The organism is Streptosporangium sp. NPDC000396 (assembly GCF_042898655.1).
Lineage (GTDB): Bacteria > Actinomycetota > Actinomycetes > Streptosporangiales > Streptosporangiaceae > Streptosporangium.
The window spans coordinates 290,186-307,530 of record NZ_JBIAZA010000003.1; the positions used below are offsets into that span (position 1 = coordinate 290,186).

Genomic DNA, 17,345 nt, shown 5'->3' on the forward strand with positions numbered 1-17,345 from the left:
GTTCGTGGCGACCGGTGTCTTCCCAGGGGTTGAAATTTTCTTTTAAGACACCAGAGAGTCTTGAAACTTGTAACCATTACGCGGTTGAGTTCGCTCGTGCCCCCAAGACACCATCCCCGAATCGTGGCCACGGCCCTGCTCGCCCCGCTGCTCGCCTTCGGCGCGGTGGCGCCCGCCCAGGCCGATCCGCCGCCACAGCAGACTCTCGTAGAGGACGCGCCGCAGGCGTCGTCCTACCCGGCCCGCTCCACCCTGCTCGTCGCCCCCGGCGGAAGGCAGCTGGAGACGGCGAAGAAGACCCGGCCCGTCGCGCCGGGGGTCACGCTCACCTCGTTCGACCGTTACGACGCCGCGGGCTGGCTGCGCGCCGACGCGATCGCCGCCGACCTCACCGGCGGTGCGAGCGTCGACTACCTGTACTCCGGGGAGGTGTCGAAGACCGAGCCGCTGTCCGGGCCGGCGAAGCGGTCGCGGGCCGTCGCCGCCGTCAACGGCGACTTCTTCGACATCAACAACTCCGGCGCCGCGCAGGGCATCGGCATCCACGACGGAGATCTCGTCCAGACTCCGATCGCGGGCCACAACAACGCCGTCGCGGTGACCGCCGACGGGGTCGGGCGGGTGCTGCAGATGCACTTCGACGGCACCGCGACGCCCGGCGGCGGCGCCCCGATCACGCTGACCCAGTTCAACCAGCTCGTCCAGAGCGGCGGCGTCGGGCTGTTCACCCCGCTGTGGGGCTCCTACGACCGCGGGCGCGCGGTCGAGGGCGCGGCCTCGGTCACCGAGGCCGTACTCCAGAACGGCGTCGTCACCGACGTGCGCGCCTCCGCGGGCAGCGGCCCGATCCCGGCGGGCACCACGATCCTGCTCGGCCGGGACGCCGGAGCGGCCGCGCTCGCCGGGCTGAAGCAGGGCGACCGCGTCGAGGTGAGGTACCGGCCGAAACCTTCCGACGGCGGCGAGGTCAAGACGGCCGTCGGCGGCAGCCACATCCTCGTCAAGGACGGCGTCGCGCAGACCTCGACCGACAACGCCGCCCACCCGCGCACCGCCGTCGGGTTCTCCGCCGACGGCCGCAAGATGTATCTGCTGACCGTCGACGGCCGGCAGGCCGACAGCAGAGGCGTCACGCTCACCGAGCTGGGGGCGATGATGGCCGAGCTCGGCGCGCACAACGCGCTGAACCTCGACGGCGGCGGCTCCTCGACGATGCTCGCCCGCGAGCCCGGCTCGGCCGACGTGCAGGTGGAGAACAGTCCCTCCGACGGCGGCGAGCGGCACGTCCCCAACGGCCTCGCGCTCTACGCCCCCGCCGGAAGCGGCAGGCTCAGGGGTTTCTGGGTGGAGACGGCCAGCGACCCGGCGAAGGCGCCGGGCGTCGGCCCGGCCGGCGGGGGACGCCCCGATCGCGTGTTCCCCGGCTTCACCCGCAAGCTCACCGCGACGGGATACGACGAGACGTACGGCCCCGCGGCGGGCACCCCGTCGTGGCGGACCAGCCAGGCGGTGCACGGGCACGTCGACCGCGGCGGTACCTTCCGCGCGCTGCTGCCCGGGCAGACGACCGTCACCGCCTCACGCGACGGAGCGAAGGGCGAGATCGACCTCACGGTCCTGCAGCCCCTGGCGCGCATCGGCACCACGACGGACCGGGTCGGCCTCGCGGGCGCGGGCGCCTCGGGCACGTTCGGCGTGGTCGGCTACGACCGCAACGGCAACTCCGCGCCCGTCGAACCCGCCGACGTGCGGCTCGACTACGACACAGACCTGCTCGACGTCGCCCCCTCCGAGCACGGCTTCTTCACGGTGAAGGCGAAGAAGGCGACGGGATCGGGTCTGGTGACCGTGCGGGCCGGTGGTTCGAACGTCGCGGTGCCGGTGACCGTCGGGTACGAGGACGTCCCGGTCGCCGACTTCGAGGACGCGGGGTCGTGGACGTTCGCCGCCGCGCGTGCGACGGGTTCGCTGTCGGCGACGCCGGGCCAGAACGGTGGCGGGCTGAAGCTCGCCTACGACTTCACGCAGTCGACGGCGACGCGCGCGGCCTACGCGAGCCCGCCCCGGCAGATCGTCGTGCCGGGCCAGCCGCAGGCGTTCGGCCTCTGGATCCACTCCGGCGGCAAGGGGGAATGGCCGAGCCTGGAGTTCTACGACGCCCAGGGGCAGTCGCAGATCCTGCGCGGTCCCTATCTCACCTGGACCGGCTGGCGGTTCGTCGAGTTCGCGGTTCCGGCCGGGGTGAACTACCCGCTGAGGCTCCGCCGCTTCTACGTCGCCGAGACCAGGGCCGACCAGAAGTACAACGGCGAGATCGCCGTCGACGGGCTCGTCGCCAAGGTGCCGCCGTCGGTGACCGCTCCGGCGGCCCCGAAGACGGCCGACCCGGTGGTCCGTCCCGGGGCCGCGGTGGCGGCGATGCCGTGGCGGTTCGCGGTCGTGTCCGACGCGCAGTTCGTGGCGCGCGCCCCCGACAGCGACATCGTCGCCAACGCCCGCCGTACCCTGCGGGAGATCAAGGCGGCCAGGCCCGACTTCCTGTTCATCAACGGGGACTTCGTCGACGAGGCGTCCCCCGAGGACTTCGCGCTCGCCAAGCGGATCCTGGACGAGGAACTCCGCGGTGAGCTGCCCTACCACTACGTGCCCGGCAACCACGAGGTCATGGGCGGGAAGATCGACAACTTCACCTCGGTCTTCGGCGACACGTACGGCACCTTCGACCACAAGGGCACGCGTTTCGTGACGCTCGACACCTCGCGGCTGAACGTCCGTGGTGGGGGATTCGAGCAGGTGACCCTGTTGCGCGACCGCCTCGACGCGGCGGCGAAGGACCCGTCGGTCGGCTCGGTCGCCGTGCTGTTCCACGTCCCGCCGCGCGATCCGACGCCCGGCAAGGGCAGCCAGCTCGGCGACCGGAAGGAGGCCGCGCTGATCGAGGGCTGGCTCGCGGACTTCCAGCGCGCCACGGGCAAGGGAGCCGCCTACATCGGTGCGCACGTCGGGACCTTCCACGCCTCCCGGGTCGACGCCGTGCCGTACTTCATCAACGGCAACTCCGGGAAGAACCCGGCCACGGCCGCCGACGACGGCGGCTTCACCGGCTGGTCGCTGTGGGGGGTCGACCCGGTGACCGAGCGGGAGGCGGCGCACGTCCGGCGCAACTGGTTCGTCGACGCACCGGCCTGGATCGGCACGCAGGTCCGTCCCCACGTCGATGAGCTGACCCTCACCGCGCCCACGTCGGTGGAGGCCGGCACGCCCGGTCACGTCTCGGCCACCCTGTCGCAGGGAACCCGTACGGTGCCCGTCGCCTACCCCGTGTCGGCGGACTGGTCCGGCTCTCCGAACCTCCACATCGGCACCCGCGCCGGTGCGAAGCCACGGCACATCGCGGTGTTCGACCCGGCGACGGGGACGCTCACGGCGCTGCGCGCGGGACAGATCGTCATCGCGGTCACCGTGAACGGCGTCACCCGGCAGTCGACGGTCACGCTGTCGGCGCGGGCGGCGGCCTGACCAGGCCTGATCCCGCGGGCCGGTGCGATCACCGGGAGCCTCTCGCGGCGTGGCCGAGCCGCGCCGCGAGAGGCTCGTCGCGTTCAGGCCGTGTCCGGCGGGCATCGGATACGGCGGCCCCGCGTCGTTGACATCGGCCGGCCTCTTCGAGACTCTCGATCTAGAACAGGATTCTAGAACTGGAGGGCGCATGGCCGGCATCGTGGAGGGGCGGGTGGTCGTCGTCACCGGGGCGGCCCGGGGCATCGGGCGCGGGCACGCCCTGGAGTTCGCGCGGCAGGGCGCCAAGGTCGTCGTCAACGACCTCGGGGCCGAGGTGGACGGCACGGGCTCGTCGGCCGGGCCGGCGGGAGAGGTCGTCGAGGAGATCCGGGCGATGGGCGGCGAGGCCATCGCCAACGGCGAGGACGTCTCCGACTTCGACGGCGCGGGCCGGCTCGTCCGGGCGGCGATCGACCACTACGGCGACGTGCACGTCCTGGTCAACAACGCCGGGATCCTCCGCGACCGGATGCTGGTCAACATGACGATCGACGAGTGGGACGCGGTGATCCGGGTCCACCTGCGCGGCACTTTCGCCACGACGCGCCACGCCGCCGCCTACTGGCGCGAGCGGTTCAAGAGCGGTGCGGACGTCGACGCGCGGATCATCAACACCACGTCGTCGTCCGGCATCTACGGCAATCCCGGCCAGGGCAACTACGGCGCGGCCAAGGCCGGGATCGCGGCGCTCACCCTGATCGCCGCCCAGGAGCTGGCCCGCTACGGTGTGACCGTCAACGCGCTCGCCCCCACCGCCCTCACCCGGATGACCGAGAACCTGGGAGCCGGCAGGCCCGCGGGCGCCGTCGCCGACTTCGACGCCTTCCACCCCGAAGACGTGGCGCCGCTGGCCGTCTGGCTGGCCAGCGAGGAGGCCAGGGAGATCACCGGCCGGGTCTTCAACGTGCGGGGCGGCACCATCAGCGTGGCCGAGGGCTGGCACGCGGGACCGGGAGTGGACAAGGGCGCCCGCTGGGATCCCGCCGAGCTGGGCAAGGTGATCCCGGACCTGGTGGGCAGGGCGGCGCCCAACGCCCTGCAGAACGGCAGGATCCCGGGACGGGAGGGCTGAGCACCGCGGACGCCGGACGGGCGGGACCGCCGGCGCGCGGGGCCCGGCCGAGCCGTGCTACTTGATCAGGACGTTCGCGGCGATGATGACCAGGCCCATCAACATGTCGACGCACCCCGCTCGGCACGCCGCTCCCCAGGAACCGCCGGAGGACCGGGAGCCCCACGCCCCCCAGCCGAAGAGCATGACCACGTTGAACACCAGGACGACGTCGACGGCGGTGTACTCGTGCCACCACCCCGCGTAGGCCGTCAGCAGCGCGGCGACGGTGGGGAAGGTGGCCACCACCAGCGGCCATTCCCCGAACATCGTCCGGATGGTGTGCGTGGGGGCCGCCTCGCCGGCCGGGGCGCGGAAGGCGATGGCATGCGCGTAGCCGTGGGCCATGGCCGCCACGAGCGCCGAGACCAGCAGCCACGCGGCGTTGTATCCGGGTTTGGAAGGGCTGTTGACCCGGTCGAGGGCGGCCGCCAGGCTGCTGGCGAGGACCGTGCCGTAGACGCAGTCGAACAGCATCCGCTCGGACGGCCTGTATCGCCGGATCCGGCGTAGCGCGGCCGAGATGGCCGACGGGCCATGGGGCACGGGACGGTCGGTGCTGCCAGACATCTTCTCGCTCGCTGGTAGGTCTGCTGACCAGGTCAGTTCCCGCGCCCGGCGGAACGTACCCTCACCGTCCGGCTGAGTGGTCGGCCTTTTCACGGGCGTCCGGTCAGGGCTTCGATCAGCCGCTCCTGTCGGTTAACGTGTAAGTGTGTAATCACACTCGGAGGCTCCCATGCCCGACCAGCCACTCGACGCCTACTCCCGTGTCGTCTCCTCCGTCGCCGCCGAGCTCCAGCCCAAAGTCGCCCGGATCAAGGCCGGGCGGGGAAGCGGGTCCGCGGTGGTGTTCACCCACGACGGATTCCTGCTCACCAACGCGCATGTCGTCGGCTCCGCCAGATCCGGGACGGCGGCGTTCCAGGACGGCACCTCCAGCACGTTCGATCTCGTCGGAGCCGACCCGCTGTCGGACCTGGCGGTGATCCGCGCCGACGGGCCCGTTCCGGAACCCGCCCTGCTCGGCGACAGCGACGGATTGGTGGTCGGGCAGCTCGTGGTGGCGGTCGGCAACCCGCTGGGGCTCACCGGGTCGGTGACGGCCGGGGTCGTCTCGGCGCTCGGGCGCTCACTCCCGGCGCAGGACGGCTTCGCCGTACGGCTCATCGAGGATGTCATCCAGACCGACGCCGCGCTGAACCCGGGCAACTCCGGAGGGGCGCTCGCCGACGCCTCGGCCCGGGTGGTCGGGATCAACACGGCGGTGGCGGGGGTCGGCCTCGGCCTGGCCGTTCCGGTGAACGCCACCACCCGCTCGATCATCGCGGCGCTGATGCGCGACGGCCGGGTGCGGCGAGCCTACCTCGGGCTGGTCACCAGCCCGGCGCCGCTGCCCGAGCCGGTACGGCGGCGCACCGGCCAGGCCGCGGCCCTGCGAGTGGTGCAGGTGGTCGCGGGCTCCCCGGCGGCGCGAGCGGGGCTGCGGGAGGGGGATCTGGTGCTGACCGCGGGTCGCAGCCCGGTGGGAAACGCCCAGAGCCTGCAGCGGCTGATGTTCGCCGATGCGATCGGCCGGCCACTGCCGATCACCGTGTTGCGTAACGGCGCCCTGGTGGATGTGATCGCCGAGCCGGTGGAGCTGGGACCGTCGATGACGAGGTGACCCGGTCAAGCCCTTCTCGCCGTCCCGTCTCGCCCAGCCCCGCCCCACTCGGCCCCGCCAGCCCCGCTCGGCCCCGCCAGCCCCGCTCGGCCCCGCCTCGCTGGGCCCGCCGTGGCACCCTCGCCCTGCCACGGCACGGAGCCCAGACCGGTGGCCGGCCTGGGCTCCGTGGCGCGCGCCTTCACGCGCCGGTCGGTTTGATCCTCACGGTTGCGCCGCGTGACGGATCACCGCTGATCACGGCTAGCCGCAGTGTTCGAAGGGGCTGGTGTAGGTGGAGGAGCCGGCCTTGCCGCCCCATTTGACGCACTTGTTGGCCGCGGAGGCGCGTACCGGGCCCGCGTAGTAGTCGAAGTTGCCGCTGTCGGTGGCGCGGGCCTTGCCCTGCACTTCCAGGAAGGCGCTGGTGGCGGTGGCGGTGCCGAGGGAGGTCTTCTTGATGGTGGCCACGCAGTTGTTGCCGTTGGAGTTGTTGTAGAGCAGGTAGACGGTGCCCGCCGTGCCCAGGGCCGCCGAGTCGACGACCGAGTAGCCGCTGCCGCAGACCGACTGCGGGGTGTGCGGGTTGCCGCCACCGCCACCGCCGCCGCCGTTGACGTACTGCATGTACCTGTTCCAGTCCCAGTTCGGGCCCGGGTCGGTGTGGTCGGATCCGGGGACCTGGACGTGCCCGACGATGTGGGTGCGGTCCTTGGGGATGTGGTACCGGTCGGCGATGCTGCGGGTCAGCGCGGCCGAGGCACGGTACATCGGGTCGGTGAACCAGGAGGCGTTGCTGATGTAGCCCTCGTGCTCGATGCCGACCGATCGCCTGTTGTAGCTCCCGGCGTGGAAGGCCCTGTCCTTCTCCCGGACCAGCTGGGTGATGTCACCGTCCGAGGAGCGGACGACGTAGTGCGCCGAGGTCGGGTTCGGCCTCGGCCCGGTCTGGAACCAGGAGATCGTCCCCGCGTAGGAGCCCTGGGCCACGTGGATGACGATGCGGTCGATCGCGTCGCTGGACGGGCGGTTGGAGACGGCGTAGTTGCTGGGGTGGGCCGCCGCCCAGTGGGCCGACGGGTAGTCCACGGCCGCGGCCGCGCGGCTGCCGTCCAGGGACCGCGCCTTGGCGTAGGCGCCGCGGTCGGGCTGCACCGCCTGCGCCGCGACGCTCACCGCTTCGCCGTCAGGGGTGGTGGCCTGCACGCCCTCGGCCAGCAGCTCGTAGACGGTGTCGGCGTAAAGCCTGGCGACCTCGGCGGAGGAGGCGTTGCTGTACTTGGCCACCGCCGGGTACCACTTGCCGGGGTCCTTCCGGGTCGTCGCGTCCAGCCCGAGCTCGTCGGCGTAGGAGCGCAGCACCGCGGCGCCGCCCGCGATGTTGGCCGCGTCGTCGGTTTTCAGCGCCGAGACCGGCTGCCTCGTCAGAGAGGCCGCACGCTCAAGGGTGTGCGCGGTGGGGTTGCTGACCAGGTGCATCACCCCGTAGCCGCCGCTCGCGCTCGGCTCGCCGTCGTGGTTGTCGAGATGCGTCTCGGCGTATCCGAGGGTGATCAGCAGGTCGCGGGGCACCTCGTAGGTCGTGGACGCGGTGGTGAAGGCGTCTGCCAGGGGGTCTGCGGGAGCGGCGTTCGCGGGCCGTCCCATCAGGCACACGAGGGGGATGAGGGAGCCGGCCAGCAGGGTGGCTGAACGGCGGAGTCGGGCCTTCACAGGTTCTCCTCAACAAATGGGGGGTTCGTCGAGGGGCCGCCTCCGACCGGCGGAGGCGGCCCTTGCGGATCGGCTAGCCGCAGTGTTCGAAGGGGCTGGTGTAGGTGGAGGAGCCGGCCTTGCCGCCCCATTTGACGCACTTGTTGGCCGCGGAGGCGCGTACCGGGCCCGCGTAGTAGTCGAAGTTGCCGCTGTCGGTGGCGCGGGCCTTGCCCTGCACTTCCAGGAAGGCGCTGGTGGCGGTGGCGGTGCCGAGGGAGGTCTTCTTGATGGTGGCCACGCAGTTGTTGCCGTTGGAGTTGTTGTAGAGCAGGTAGACGGTGCCCGCCGTGCCCAGGGCCGCCGAGTCGACGACCGAGTAGCCGCTGCCGCAGACCGACTGCGGGGTGTGCGGGTTGCCGCCACCGCCGCCGCCGCACTTGTTGTGCGAGGTCACAGGGTTGTAGGCGCGCTGGTAGTCGTACGTGACCCCGTTGAAGACGGCCTTGCGGATGTTGCCGGGGTAGCCTTCGCCCTGGCGCACCTCGAAGTGCAGGTGGGGCGAGATGTTGTTGCCCGGCTTGCTGGTGTTGCCGACCGTGCCGATCTGCTGCCCCTGGGAGACCTGGGCGCCCACGCTGACCGAGCGCACGCTCAGGTGCGCGTAGTAGGTCGACCATCCCCCGCCATGGTCGATCTTGACCAGGTTCCCGTAGCGGTTGACCGATCCCTGGTGGGAGGAGATGACCACGGTTCCCGCCGCCGCGGCGAGGACGGCGTCTCCCCGGTCGGCGTCCGGCGTGCTGCCCCGGTTGAAGTCGATCTCCCACGACCGGTGCGCGCTGCTCGCGCCGGAGTTGCCCGTCCAGACCTGGCCGCAGGGGAAGGGCAGCTGGAAGTTCGTCGCCGCCGCCGCCATCGTCCGCGGTACGGCACTCGTCTCGTTCGCGGGGTCGTTGTTGTCCTGGCCAGGGTCTTCGTGGCTCGGGTTGTCCTCGTCCGGCGCGGAGCTCGACGTCGGGCTCGGCGTCGGGGTCGGCGTCACGGCAGCCGCCGGGTGCACCGCCGCGACGGCTCCCGGCGTCGCGATGGCGCCGCCTGCCAGGCTGAGCGACAGGGCGAACCCCGCCGTGAGCAACCCTCTGAGTCTCATGCGGACCCTTTCCGCAGGTCCGGCGGGTGGTGCCCTGACCGGAACCGTGCACTGTCTGTTGGATCTCTCGAAAGGCTCTTGCTGGGGATCAAGGCTCTGGATAATCCATACAAAGAACATCCAAAATCGGTATAAAGGCCTATCCAGCTCGAACAACTCAGCCCAAACGACACAGCTCGAACGGCACAACCCGGCGAACGGTTGCGACGTCTCTCCATCTGAGGAGTAGGTGCGGTCATGGTGGTTGATCAGCCCACATTCAACGTGCTCGGTGCCCTGGAGATCTGGACCTCGGGGCGCCCCCTTCGCATCGCGGGCACGAAGCCCCGGATACTGCTGGCCTCGCTGCTGCTCGACGCGAACCACGTGGTCAGCGGGGACCTTCTCGTGGAGGTGCTGTGGCCCCAGCAACCGCCACGGTCCGCCCATGCCAACATCCGCACCTACGTGAGCTCGCTGCGCGGCGTCCTTGAGGAGGCCGGCGCCCGCATCCTGGCCCGGCCCCCCGGCTACGCGATCGAACTGCCCGCCGAACAGCTCGACGCGCTGCTCTTCGAGGATCTGATCGCCAGGGCGCGGGCGGCGGGCCGTACGGAGGCGGCCTTCGACCAGCTGCGGCAGGCACTCGCGCTGTGGCGCGGCACCCCCCTGGCCGACCTGCCCGCCAGCCCGCTGTGGGACGGGCGGCTGCGATCGCTCGCGGAGGTACGGCTCGGCGCCGCCGAGGAACTGATCACCCTGAGGATGGCCAGGGGGGAGTACACCGACGCGATCAGCGAGCTGCGCGAGCTGCTCAGGGACCAGCCCTTCCGCGAGGACCTGTGGCAGCAGCTGATGCTCGCGCTGCACTGGAGCGGCCGGCAGGCCGAGGCGCTGCACACCTACACCACGGTCAGGCAGCAGCTGGTCGACGAGCTGGGGATCGAACCCGGGCCGGAGCTGCGCCGGGTGCACGCGTCCATCCTCGCGGGGGAGTCCCCGCCCGCCGTGACCGTGTCCGCTCCCCACCAGCTTCCCCCGGACGTGCCGGACTTCACCGGCCGGGCCGAAGCCGTCGCCGCCCTCACGCAGGCGCTGTCGGCGAAGGAACGGGCGCCGGACGGGCCTCCCTCGATCGCCGTGGTGGTGGGGCCGCCAGGTGTGGGCAAGTCGGCACTGTCCGTCCACTGCGCGCACGCCGTACGGGCCGACTATCCCGAAGGGCAGCTCTACCTGGATCTCGGCGGCACCGCGCACGCGCCGGCCGACCCGGGTGAGCTGCTGGCCGAGGCGCTGCGGGCGCTGGGAGTCGGTGAGACGGGCCTGCCGCCCACCGTTCACGAACGCTCCGCGCTGTACCGCTCCCTGCTGGCCGACCGCCCGATGCTCGTCTTCCTCGACGACGCCGCCGACGCCGCGCAGGTGCGGCCGCTGCTCCCCGGCAACGGCTGCGCGGTGCTCGTGACGAGCCGGCGGCGGATCACCGAGATGCCCGGCGCGCTCCAGCTGGAACTGGACGTGCTGTCTCCTCGGGAGGCCGAGGAGTTCCTGGGCAGGATCGTGGGCGCCGAGCGGCTGGGCGGGGAGAGGGCGGCGGCCTCGGCGATCCTGCGCGCCTGCGGATACCTGCCGCTCGCCGTCAGGATCGCCGGGGCCCGGCTGGCCGGGCGGCCGGGGTGGTCGCTGCGCGTGCTGCAGCAGCGGCTGGAGGACGAGTCGAACCGGCTCAGCGAGCTGCGGGCGGGGGATCTGGAAGTACGGGTCAGCCTTGATCGGAGCTACCGGCAGCTGCCCGACGAGGCGGCCCTGACCTTCCGGGCGCTCGGCCTCCTCGGCCCGCAGTCCCTGCCCGGCTGGGTGGTCGACGCCGTGCTGGACCGGTACCGCGCCGACGACGTCATGGACACCCTGGTCGATGTGAACCTGTTACAGCTGGTCGGGACGGACCCGATCGGCCAGCCTCGCTACCGATTACCTGACCTGGTCCGCTGCAACGCCAGGGAGAAGGCCGACGGCGACTTCGAACGGCGGGCGCTCGTCAGGGTGCTCGGGGCGTGGATGGCCACCGCCGAAAGCGCCACGGCACGGCTGCCCACCACGGTCTTCAGCCTGACGTCGGAGAAGGCCCCCCGCTGGAACCTGCCGGGAGACACCGTCGGGCGCCTGACCGCCGACCCGCTGTCGTGGTTCGACACCGAGCGGGAGGCACTGGTGGGAGCGGTACGGCTCGCCGCCGACGCGGGACTGGCCGAATCCGCGTGGGGGCTCGCCGCGGCCCTCGTCCCCTATTTCGACCTGCGATGTCACTTCGACGAATGGCAGCTCACGCACCGGGTCGCCCTGGAGGCCGCCCGCCTGGCGGAGGATCGCCACGGAGAGGCGGCCATGCTCCGCGGCCTGGCCCAGGTGTGCCTCTACCAGGACCGCTACGCCGAGGCGAAGGAGATGTTCCGGCGATCCCGCGTGATCTTCCACGAGCTGGGCGACACGCGGGGTGAGGCGACCTCGATCTGCGGGCTGGGGGCGGTGAACCAGTTCTGCGGCGAGGACCTCAAGGCGCTCGGCTACTTCCGGCAGGCTCTCAACATGTTCCTCTCCCTGGGCGATCCGGGCGGCGAGGCCTACGCGCGGCAGGCGATCGGCCGCGTGTGCCTGAACGTCCGCGACCTGCGCCGGGCCTCGACGTGGTTGGGCGAGGCGCTGCGGCTGGCCAGGGAAATCGGCGACCCCCATCGGGAGGGGTGCGTGTCCATGCAGTTCGGGCGGCTGCACGAGCTGGTGGCCGACTCCGACGAGGCGATGCGGTACCAGGGGCACGCGCTCGACATCTTCGAAAGGCTCGGCGACCGCCACTGCGGGGCCTACGCCATGCAGAACCTGGGTGAGCTCCAGGTGGTCCGCGGAGACCGGTCGCACGCCTCCGTCCAGCTGGAACGGTCACTGGTGATCTTCCAGCAGCTCGGCGACCGCAGCGGGGAGGCCGCCGCGATCCAGACGCTCGGCGAGCTGTACCGGTCCGCGGGCCGCAACAACCTGGCCCAGCACTACCTGCATCACGCCCTCGAGCTACGGCGTGAGCTGCGGGGAGGTGACGGCGTCCCCGAAAGGTCCGCCGTCGGCCCGCCGTCCCCGGTGCCCGGCGCCTGAGACGGCTTCCCTGCGGCTTTCCGGCGCCTTCCCGGCGGTCATGCGCCGGCGAGGACGAGGCTGAAGTCCCCGGTGGGGTCGGTGTAGTGGCGGCTCACCGTGAACCCGACCGCGGCGAGCTCCTTTCGCAGGCCTTCGGGACGGAACTTGGCGCTGATCTCGGTGCGCATCTCCTCTCCGGCGGCGAAGGAAACGGACAGCCCGAGGTCGGCGATCCGCACGTTCATGGCCCGGGTCGCGCGAAGCCGCATCTCGATCCAGTCGTGCTGCACGTCGTACAGCGCGACATGCTCGAAGGCGTCCGGCTCGAAGGTGGAGCCCAGCTCCCGGTTGATCACGTGCAGGACGTTCCGGTTGAACGCGGCCGTCACCCCGTCGGCGTCGTCGTAGGCCGCGACCAGCCGCCCGGTGTCCTTGACCAGATCGGCCCCGAGCAGGAAGCTGTCGCCGGGGCGGAGGGTGGTGCGCAGTTCCTTCAAGAACACCTCACGTGCCACCGGGTCGAGGTTGCCGATGGTCCCGCCGAGGAAGGCCACCATCCGCCGGCCCGTCCGCGGCAGCAGCGCCAGATGGCGCTCGAAGTCGGCGCAGACCGCCCGTACGGCCAGGCCGGGATAACGGGCGGTGAGCCGCCGCGCGGCGTCACCGAGGGTGACCGAGTCGACGTCGACCGGCGTGTAGGTGCGCAGCGTCCCCGCCGCGGTGAGGGCGTCGAGCAGCAGGACGGTCTTCTCACTGGTTCCCGAGCCGAGCTCGACGAGGGTGTCCGCGCCGCTGCGCGCCGCGATGTCGGCGGCCCGCTCACGCAGGATGGCCAGCTCGCGGCGCGTGGGGTAGTACTCCGGCAGCCGGGTGATCTGGGAGAACAGATCGCTGCCCGCCGCGTCGTAGAACCATTTGGGCGGCAGCCATTTGGGCGTCGACGTCAGCCCGGTGCGGACATCGTGTTCGAGCGCCTGGCGCAGGTAGTCACGGTCAAGATGGTTGATCAGCTCTACGGCCGACTGACTGACGGACACGGGTCCTCCTGAGTCGATGAGTCACGGTCCTCTTCGCCCGGCGGCTCGTCGGCCCGTGACCAAGACGCTGTGCTTGTCGGTGATCTCGCTTCGCTCGCGTGCTCTGCTTGCCGGTGACCTGGCTCCGCTCGCTCACAGGGGCTGGAAGCGCACGCCGCCGGAGGAGGCGACGACCAGGTTTCGCTCCGGTACGGCCTGCCAGCCGGGCCGGTTGTCCAGCGGCTCGCTCGCCGCGAGCACGCCGTCGTCGCCGAGGTGAAGGAAGAAGGTGTCGCCCCAGACGGTCGCGGCGATCGACGCGCCGTCGCAGGCGAGCAGGTTCAGCCGGGCCTCGGGATCCTTCGCCCCGGCGTGGGCGACGACCTCAGCCAGGGCGTCGCCGAGCGGGTGGCCCGCGCGCCGCCGGGCGAACACCGCGGCGGCCAGCCACGCGGAGTCGCAGAGGCTCTCCGCCTCGTCGGAGAGTTCCCGGGCCACCTCCCGCGCGACGCGGCCGTTGTGGCTGAGCAGCCACGGCCCGTCGGTGAAGGGCGCGGTCGCGGTCTCCTCGATCGGCATTCCGACGGTGGCCGACCGTACGGCGGCCAGCAGGCAGCCCGAGCGGGCGACCTGCGCGAGGGCAGGCAGATTGGCGTCCGTCCAGATGGGGACCGCGCGGCGGTAGCGCACCGGCTCCGCGCGGGCGGGGTCGTACCAGCCCACTCCGAAGCCGTCGGCGTTGACCTTGCCGTAGCGCTGCAGGCGCGGGGCGTAGGACTGCTGGAGCAGGCCGTTCCCGGGCTCGTGGATCAGCGAGGCGAGGGTGCGGGGACGGCCCAGCCAGGCCACGTGACGGCACATCTACCTTTCCTCCGGGGAGGCCGAGCGGGCGCAGCGGAAACCGGAGAAGATCTGCCTGCGGATCGGGTGGTCCCAGTTCCTGAACGTCGTGCGGATCACGGCCGGGTCGACCGCCCAGGATCCGCCGCGCAGCACCCGGTAGTCATGGCCGAAGAAGACCTCGCTGTACTCGCGGTAGGGGAAGCTGCGGAAGCCGGGGTGAGGCAGGAACCAGGAACCGGTCCACTCCCACACGTCCCCGATCATCTGCTCGACGCCGTAGGCGCTGGCCCCGGAGGGGAAGGCGCCGATCGGCGCGGGCCGCGCCGCCCTGTGCCCGAGGTTCGCCCGATCCGGGCCGGGGTCGTCGTCACCCCACGGATACTTCCGGGCCCGCCCGGCCGAGGGGTCCCAGCCGCAGGCCTTCTCCCACTCGGCCTCGGTGGGCAGCCGCTTACCGGCCCAGCGGGCGTAGGCGTCGGCCTCGTACCAGCACACGTGCTGGACGGGTTCGTCCATGGGCACGGGCTCGGGCCGGCCGAAGCGGGTACGCCACCAGGTGTCGCCGTCCTTGGCCCAGAACAGCGGGGCGAAGACGCGGCTCTCCTGCCGCCAGCGCCAGCCCTCCGGGGTCCACCAGCGCGGGTCGTCGTAGCCGCCGGCCTCGATGAAGGCGACATAGGCATGGTTGCCGACGGGGAACCGGTCAATCCAGTAGCCGGGCAGGTCGACCCGGTGGGCGGGGCGCTCGTTGTCGTAGGCCCACGGCTGGGTGTCGGTGCCCATCAGGAAGGGGCCCGCGGGGATGAACACCTCCTCGGCGCCCGTGGGCCTGCCCTGTGGCAGGTCGCCGTCGCGGACCAGGCCGGGTTGCTTCGACAGCTGCAAGGTGGCGAGCATCGTCTCGTCGTGCTGGTGCTCATGCTGGATCACCAGGCCGAAGACGAAACCCCCCTGATGGAGGGGGTCGGGGCTGTGCAGGTCGATCGCGTCCAGGACGTCCAGCACCCGGCCGCGCACGCCTTCGATGTAGTGGCGTGCCTCCACCGGCCCCAGGATGGGCAGGCTCGGACGGTCCTTGCGCGGGTGCTTGAACGCGTCGTACAGATCGTCGATCTCGGGGCGGAGCGGGGTGATCCCACCCGCCTCCCGCAGCACCCACAGCTCCTCGTAGTTGCCCACGTGCGCCAGATCCCACACCAGCGGAGACATCAGCGGTGAGTGCTGTCTGACCAGCAGATCGTCTTCGGCGTCGGTATAGGCCAGCGAACGGTTCCGCACCGCGACCAGCTCGGCGGCGATCCGTTCCTTGAAGTCGCTCATGCCTGTCCTTCCTCGGTCAACCAGGCCGACAGGTGCCGTCCCGGCTCTCTCACCAGATCCAGCAGGTCCACGGCGGGCGGGCGGCCGGGCGTCACGTGACGGTCGGCGAACGCGGCCACCTCGCCGAGCAGGCCCGGGGCCGCTCCCAGGCGGGGCAGCGCCGACAGGGCGGCCCGGAAACAGGCGTCGGCGGCCCTTCGCAGCCGCGGCTCCGCCAGGCCGCAGCGGGCCGCCTGCCGCCACATCCCGGCGCACGGCTCGGCCGCGGCCAGCGCGGCGTCGGCCGCGACGTCGTCCGTCATCAGGGCATGGGTCACCGCCACGCACACCGGCCAGTTCGCCGGGTGCTGGGCGTCGAGATAGCGGATCTCAAGCCAGCCGCGCGGCCGTACCGGGGGGAAGACCGTCGTGGCGTGGTAGGCCAGATCCGCCAGGGTGACCGGGCGCGCGGGCGCGGTCAGCCAGTCGCGGAAGGTCGAGCCGTCGTGGATCGGACGGCACCGTTCCCCGTCCTCGCGCACGAGCATGAGCCGGGCGTCCAGCAGGTACTCGGCCCAGGCCGCGGCCGGGTCGGCGGCCGCGGGGACGGGAGCCGTCCGCGTGCGGTCGAGGTTCTCCCACACCGCCTGGCGGCCCGACATCCACCCGCAGGGCCGGCCCCGCTCGATCGGTGAGTTGGCGAAGGCCGCCAGGAGGACGGGGCCCAGCAGGTGCGCGCGTTCCCAGCGCACCACGGGCTTGGCGCCCAGGTCCACGTTGACCTGGACCGAAGCCGTCGAGCACATCATCAGCGGCCCGTACGACGCGTCGAGGAACGCGGCCATCGCCTCGTACCGGGGCAGGCGCAGCTGCCGCCGGGCCGGCCGGATCGGGTCGAGGCCCACCCCGGTCAGCGTCAGGCCCACATCCCGCAGGGCTCCGCGCGCGGCGTCCACGTCGGCGGTGAGACGGGCGATCGCGTCCGGCAGCGGGCCCGCCGGGCCGGAGAGCTCCAGCTGGCCGCCCGGCTCGAAGGTCACCCGGCTTCCGCCGGACAGCGGCGGCAGGGCGTCGGCGATCCTGGCCAGCGGGACCTGACGGGCGGGAGCCGTACGGTCGAAGACCAGGAACTCCAGCTCCACCCCCACCTGGTCCCCGGTGGTGCCGAGGAAGCAGCGCCGCGCGAAGTCCTCCACATCCGAGGCATTCCGGATCAGCGTGTTCTCGGTCGCCAGACCGGTCATCTTCCCCCCTTTTGCCCGATGTGTATGGATCTATAGATCCGCCAGGCGCGCGAGCGTTACAGGGGAGGGCGGTGTAACGGTTCGATCCGCAAGCGGCACTACATCACATGAAGTGCGGGCGGGAATGATGCGGGCGAGATCCGGATCCGGGCGGTCGGCCGACTGCCGGGAGGTTCTCGGGCTTGTCACCGACTATCTCGAAGGGGCGCTGCCCGCCGGGCGGCGGCGGCGCTTCGAGGAGCACATGGCCAGGTGCGCCGAATGTCCTGTTCATGTGGAGCAGATCCGGGCGACGATCAAGGTGCTTGGCCACATCAGAGCCGACGACATCCCGGAGTTGGTGCTCAGGAGGCTGTGCGGGGCCTTCCTCGGCTCAGGAAACCTGCCGTTCGCGGAAGGTGGACAGTAGCCGGTCACGGATGGCGCCCGGCAGGCCCAGCGGCCGCTCGTGCGCGTCGCCCGAGGCCTCTGGCGGCAGCTCTCCGAGGGCGGCGACGGTGATCCGGAACTGGCCGACATAGCGCTCACAACCCTGGCAGCAGGTCAGATGCTCCTCGAACCGGCACCGCACGGACTCGTCGAGCTCGTCGTCCAGGTAGGCGGTGACGAGTTCCACCAACTCATCGCAGCTGAACCGCTTCACATCCTTGACCGCCTTACCGTCTCGATACTG

Annotated in this window: 13 protein-coding genes; 5 read left to right on the forward strand and 8 right to left on the reverse strand. The window is 71.6% G+C overall.

Annotated features, from left to right (window positions below):
• The first annotated feature begins 123 nt into the window (after window positions 1–123).
• Window positions 124–3,519, forward strand: a complete 3,396-nt coding sequence (locus ACFY2X_RS06260; protein ID WP_389933090.1) for a phosphodiester glycosidase family protein — start codon at window positions 124–126, stop codon at window positions 3,517–3,519.
• A 190-nt stretch (window positions 3,520–3,709) separates the two neighbouring features.
• Entirely contained in the window at window positions 3,710–4,633 is a 924-nt protein-coding gene (locus ACFY2X_RS06265; protein ID WP_389933093.1) for an SDR family oxidoreductase, read from the forward strand.
• A gap of 57 nt (window positions 4,634–4,690) precedes the next feature.
• Here ACFY2X_RS06265 and ACFY2X_RS06270 read toward each other — a convergent pair whose 3' ends face one another.
• Entirely contained in the window at window positions 4,691–5,242 is a 552-nt protein-coding gene (locus ACFY2X_RS06270) for a hypothetical protein (protein WP_389933094.1), read from the reverse strand.
• 169 nt (window positions 5,243–5,411) lie between these two features.
• Here ACFY2X_RS06270 and ACFY2X_RS06275 point away from each other — a divergent pair, with 169 nt between their 5' ends.
• Complete coding sequence (locus tag ACFY2X_RS06275) at window positions 5,412–6,338, forward strand: S1C family serine protease (RefSeq protein ID WP_389933097.1); 927 nt, start codon at window positions 5,412–5,414, stop codon at window positions 6,336–6,338.
• 243 nt (window positions 6,339–6,581) lie between these two features.
• Here the strand turns inward: ACFY2X_RS06275 and ACFY2X_RS06280 are convergent, their stop codons facing one another.
• Entirely contained in the window at window positions 6,582–8,030 is a 1,449-nt protein-coding gene (locus tag ACFY2X_RS06280) for an N-acetylmuramoyl-L-alanine amidase (RefSeq protein ID WP_389933100.1), read from the reverse strand.
• Window positions 8,031–8,103: 73 nt separating this feature from the next.
• Window positions 8,104–9,162 (reverse strand): M23 family metallopeptidase, encoded by a 1,059-nt coding sequence (locus ACFY2X_RS06285; RefSeq protein ID WP_389933103.1) that lies wholly within the window; start codon window positions 9,160–9,162, stop codon window positions 8,104–8,106.
• Window positions 9,163–9,399: 237 nt separating this feature from the next.
• Here ACFY2X_RS06285 and ACFY2X_RS06290 point away from each other — a divergent pair, with 237 nt between their 5' ends.
• Complete coding sequence (locus ACFY2X_RS06290) at window positions 9,400–12,288, forward strand: BTAD domain-containing putative transcriptional regulator (protein WP_389933106.1); 2,889 nt, start codon at window positions 9,400–9,402, stop codon at window positions 12,286–12,288.
• Between the two features lie 38 nt (window positions 12,289–12,326).
• On the opposite strand, the gene egtD is transcribed toward ACFY2X_RS06290, so the two are convergent.
• The 4 genes from egtD to egtA all read right to left on the reverse strand — a co-directional run bounded on the left by egtD (window position 12,327) and on the right by egtA (window position 16,672).
• Entirely contained in the window at window positions 12,327–13,307 is a 981-nt protein-coding gene (gene egtD / locus ACFY2X_RS06295) for an L-histidine N(alpha)-methyltransferase (RefSeq protein ID WP_389933109.1), read from the reverse strand.
• Between the two features lie 132 nt (window positions 13,308–13,439).
• Window positions 13,440–14,147, reverse strand: coding sequence for an ergothioneine biosynthesis protein EgtC (gene egtC, locus ACFY2X_RS06300; RefSeq protein WP_389933112.1), 708 nt, complete (start codon window positions 14,145–14,147; stop codon window positions 13,440–13,442).
• The gene (gene egtB, locus ACFY2X_RS06305; RefSeq protein ID WP_389933115.1) at window positions 14,148–15,449 is read right to left on the reverse strand and encodes an ergothioneine biosynthesis protein EgtB; all 1,302 of its coding nucleotides are present in this window, start codon (window positions 15,447–15,449) and stop codon (window positions 14,148–14,150) included.
• Window positions 15,446–16,672, reverse strand: coding sequence for an ergothioneine biosynthesis glutamate--cysteine ligase EgtA (gene egtA, locus ACFY2X_RS06310; protein WP_389933118.1), 1,227 nt, complete (start codon window positions 16,670–16,672; stop codon window positions 15,446–15,448). The genes egtB and egtA overlap by 4 nt, the downstream gene beginning before the upstream one ends.
• Before the next feature lie 112 nt (window positions 16,673–16,784).
• Here egtA and ACFY2X_RS06315 point away from each other — a divergent pair, with 112 nt between their 5' ends.
• Entirely contained in the window at window positions 16,785–17,081 is a 297-nt protein-coding gene (locus ACFY2X_RS06315) for an anti-sigma factor family protein (protein WP_389933119.1), read from the forward strand.
• Here ACFY2X_RS06315 and ACFY2X_RS06320 read toward each other — a convergent pair.
• Window positions 17,046–17,315, reverse strand: a complete 270-nt coding sequence (locus ACFY2X_RS06320) for an anti-sigma factor family protein (protein ID WP_389933122.1) — start codon at window positions 17,313–17,315, stop codon at window positions 17,046–17,048. The genes ACFY2X_RS06315 and ACFY2X_RS06320 overlap by 36 nt on opposite strands.
• Between the last annotated feature and the right edge of the window lie 30 nt (window positions 17,316–17,345).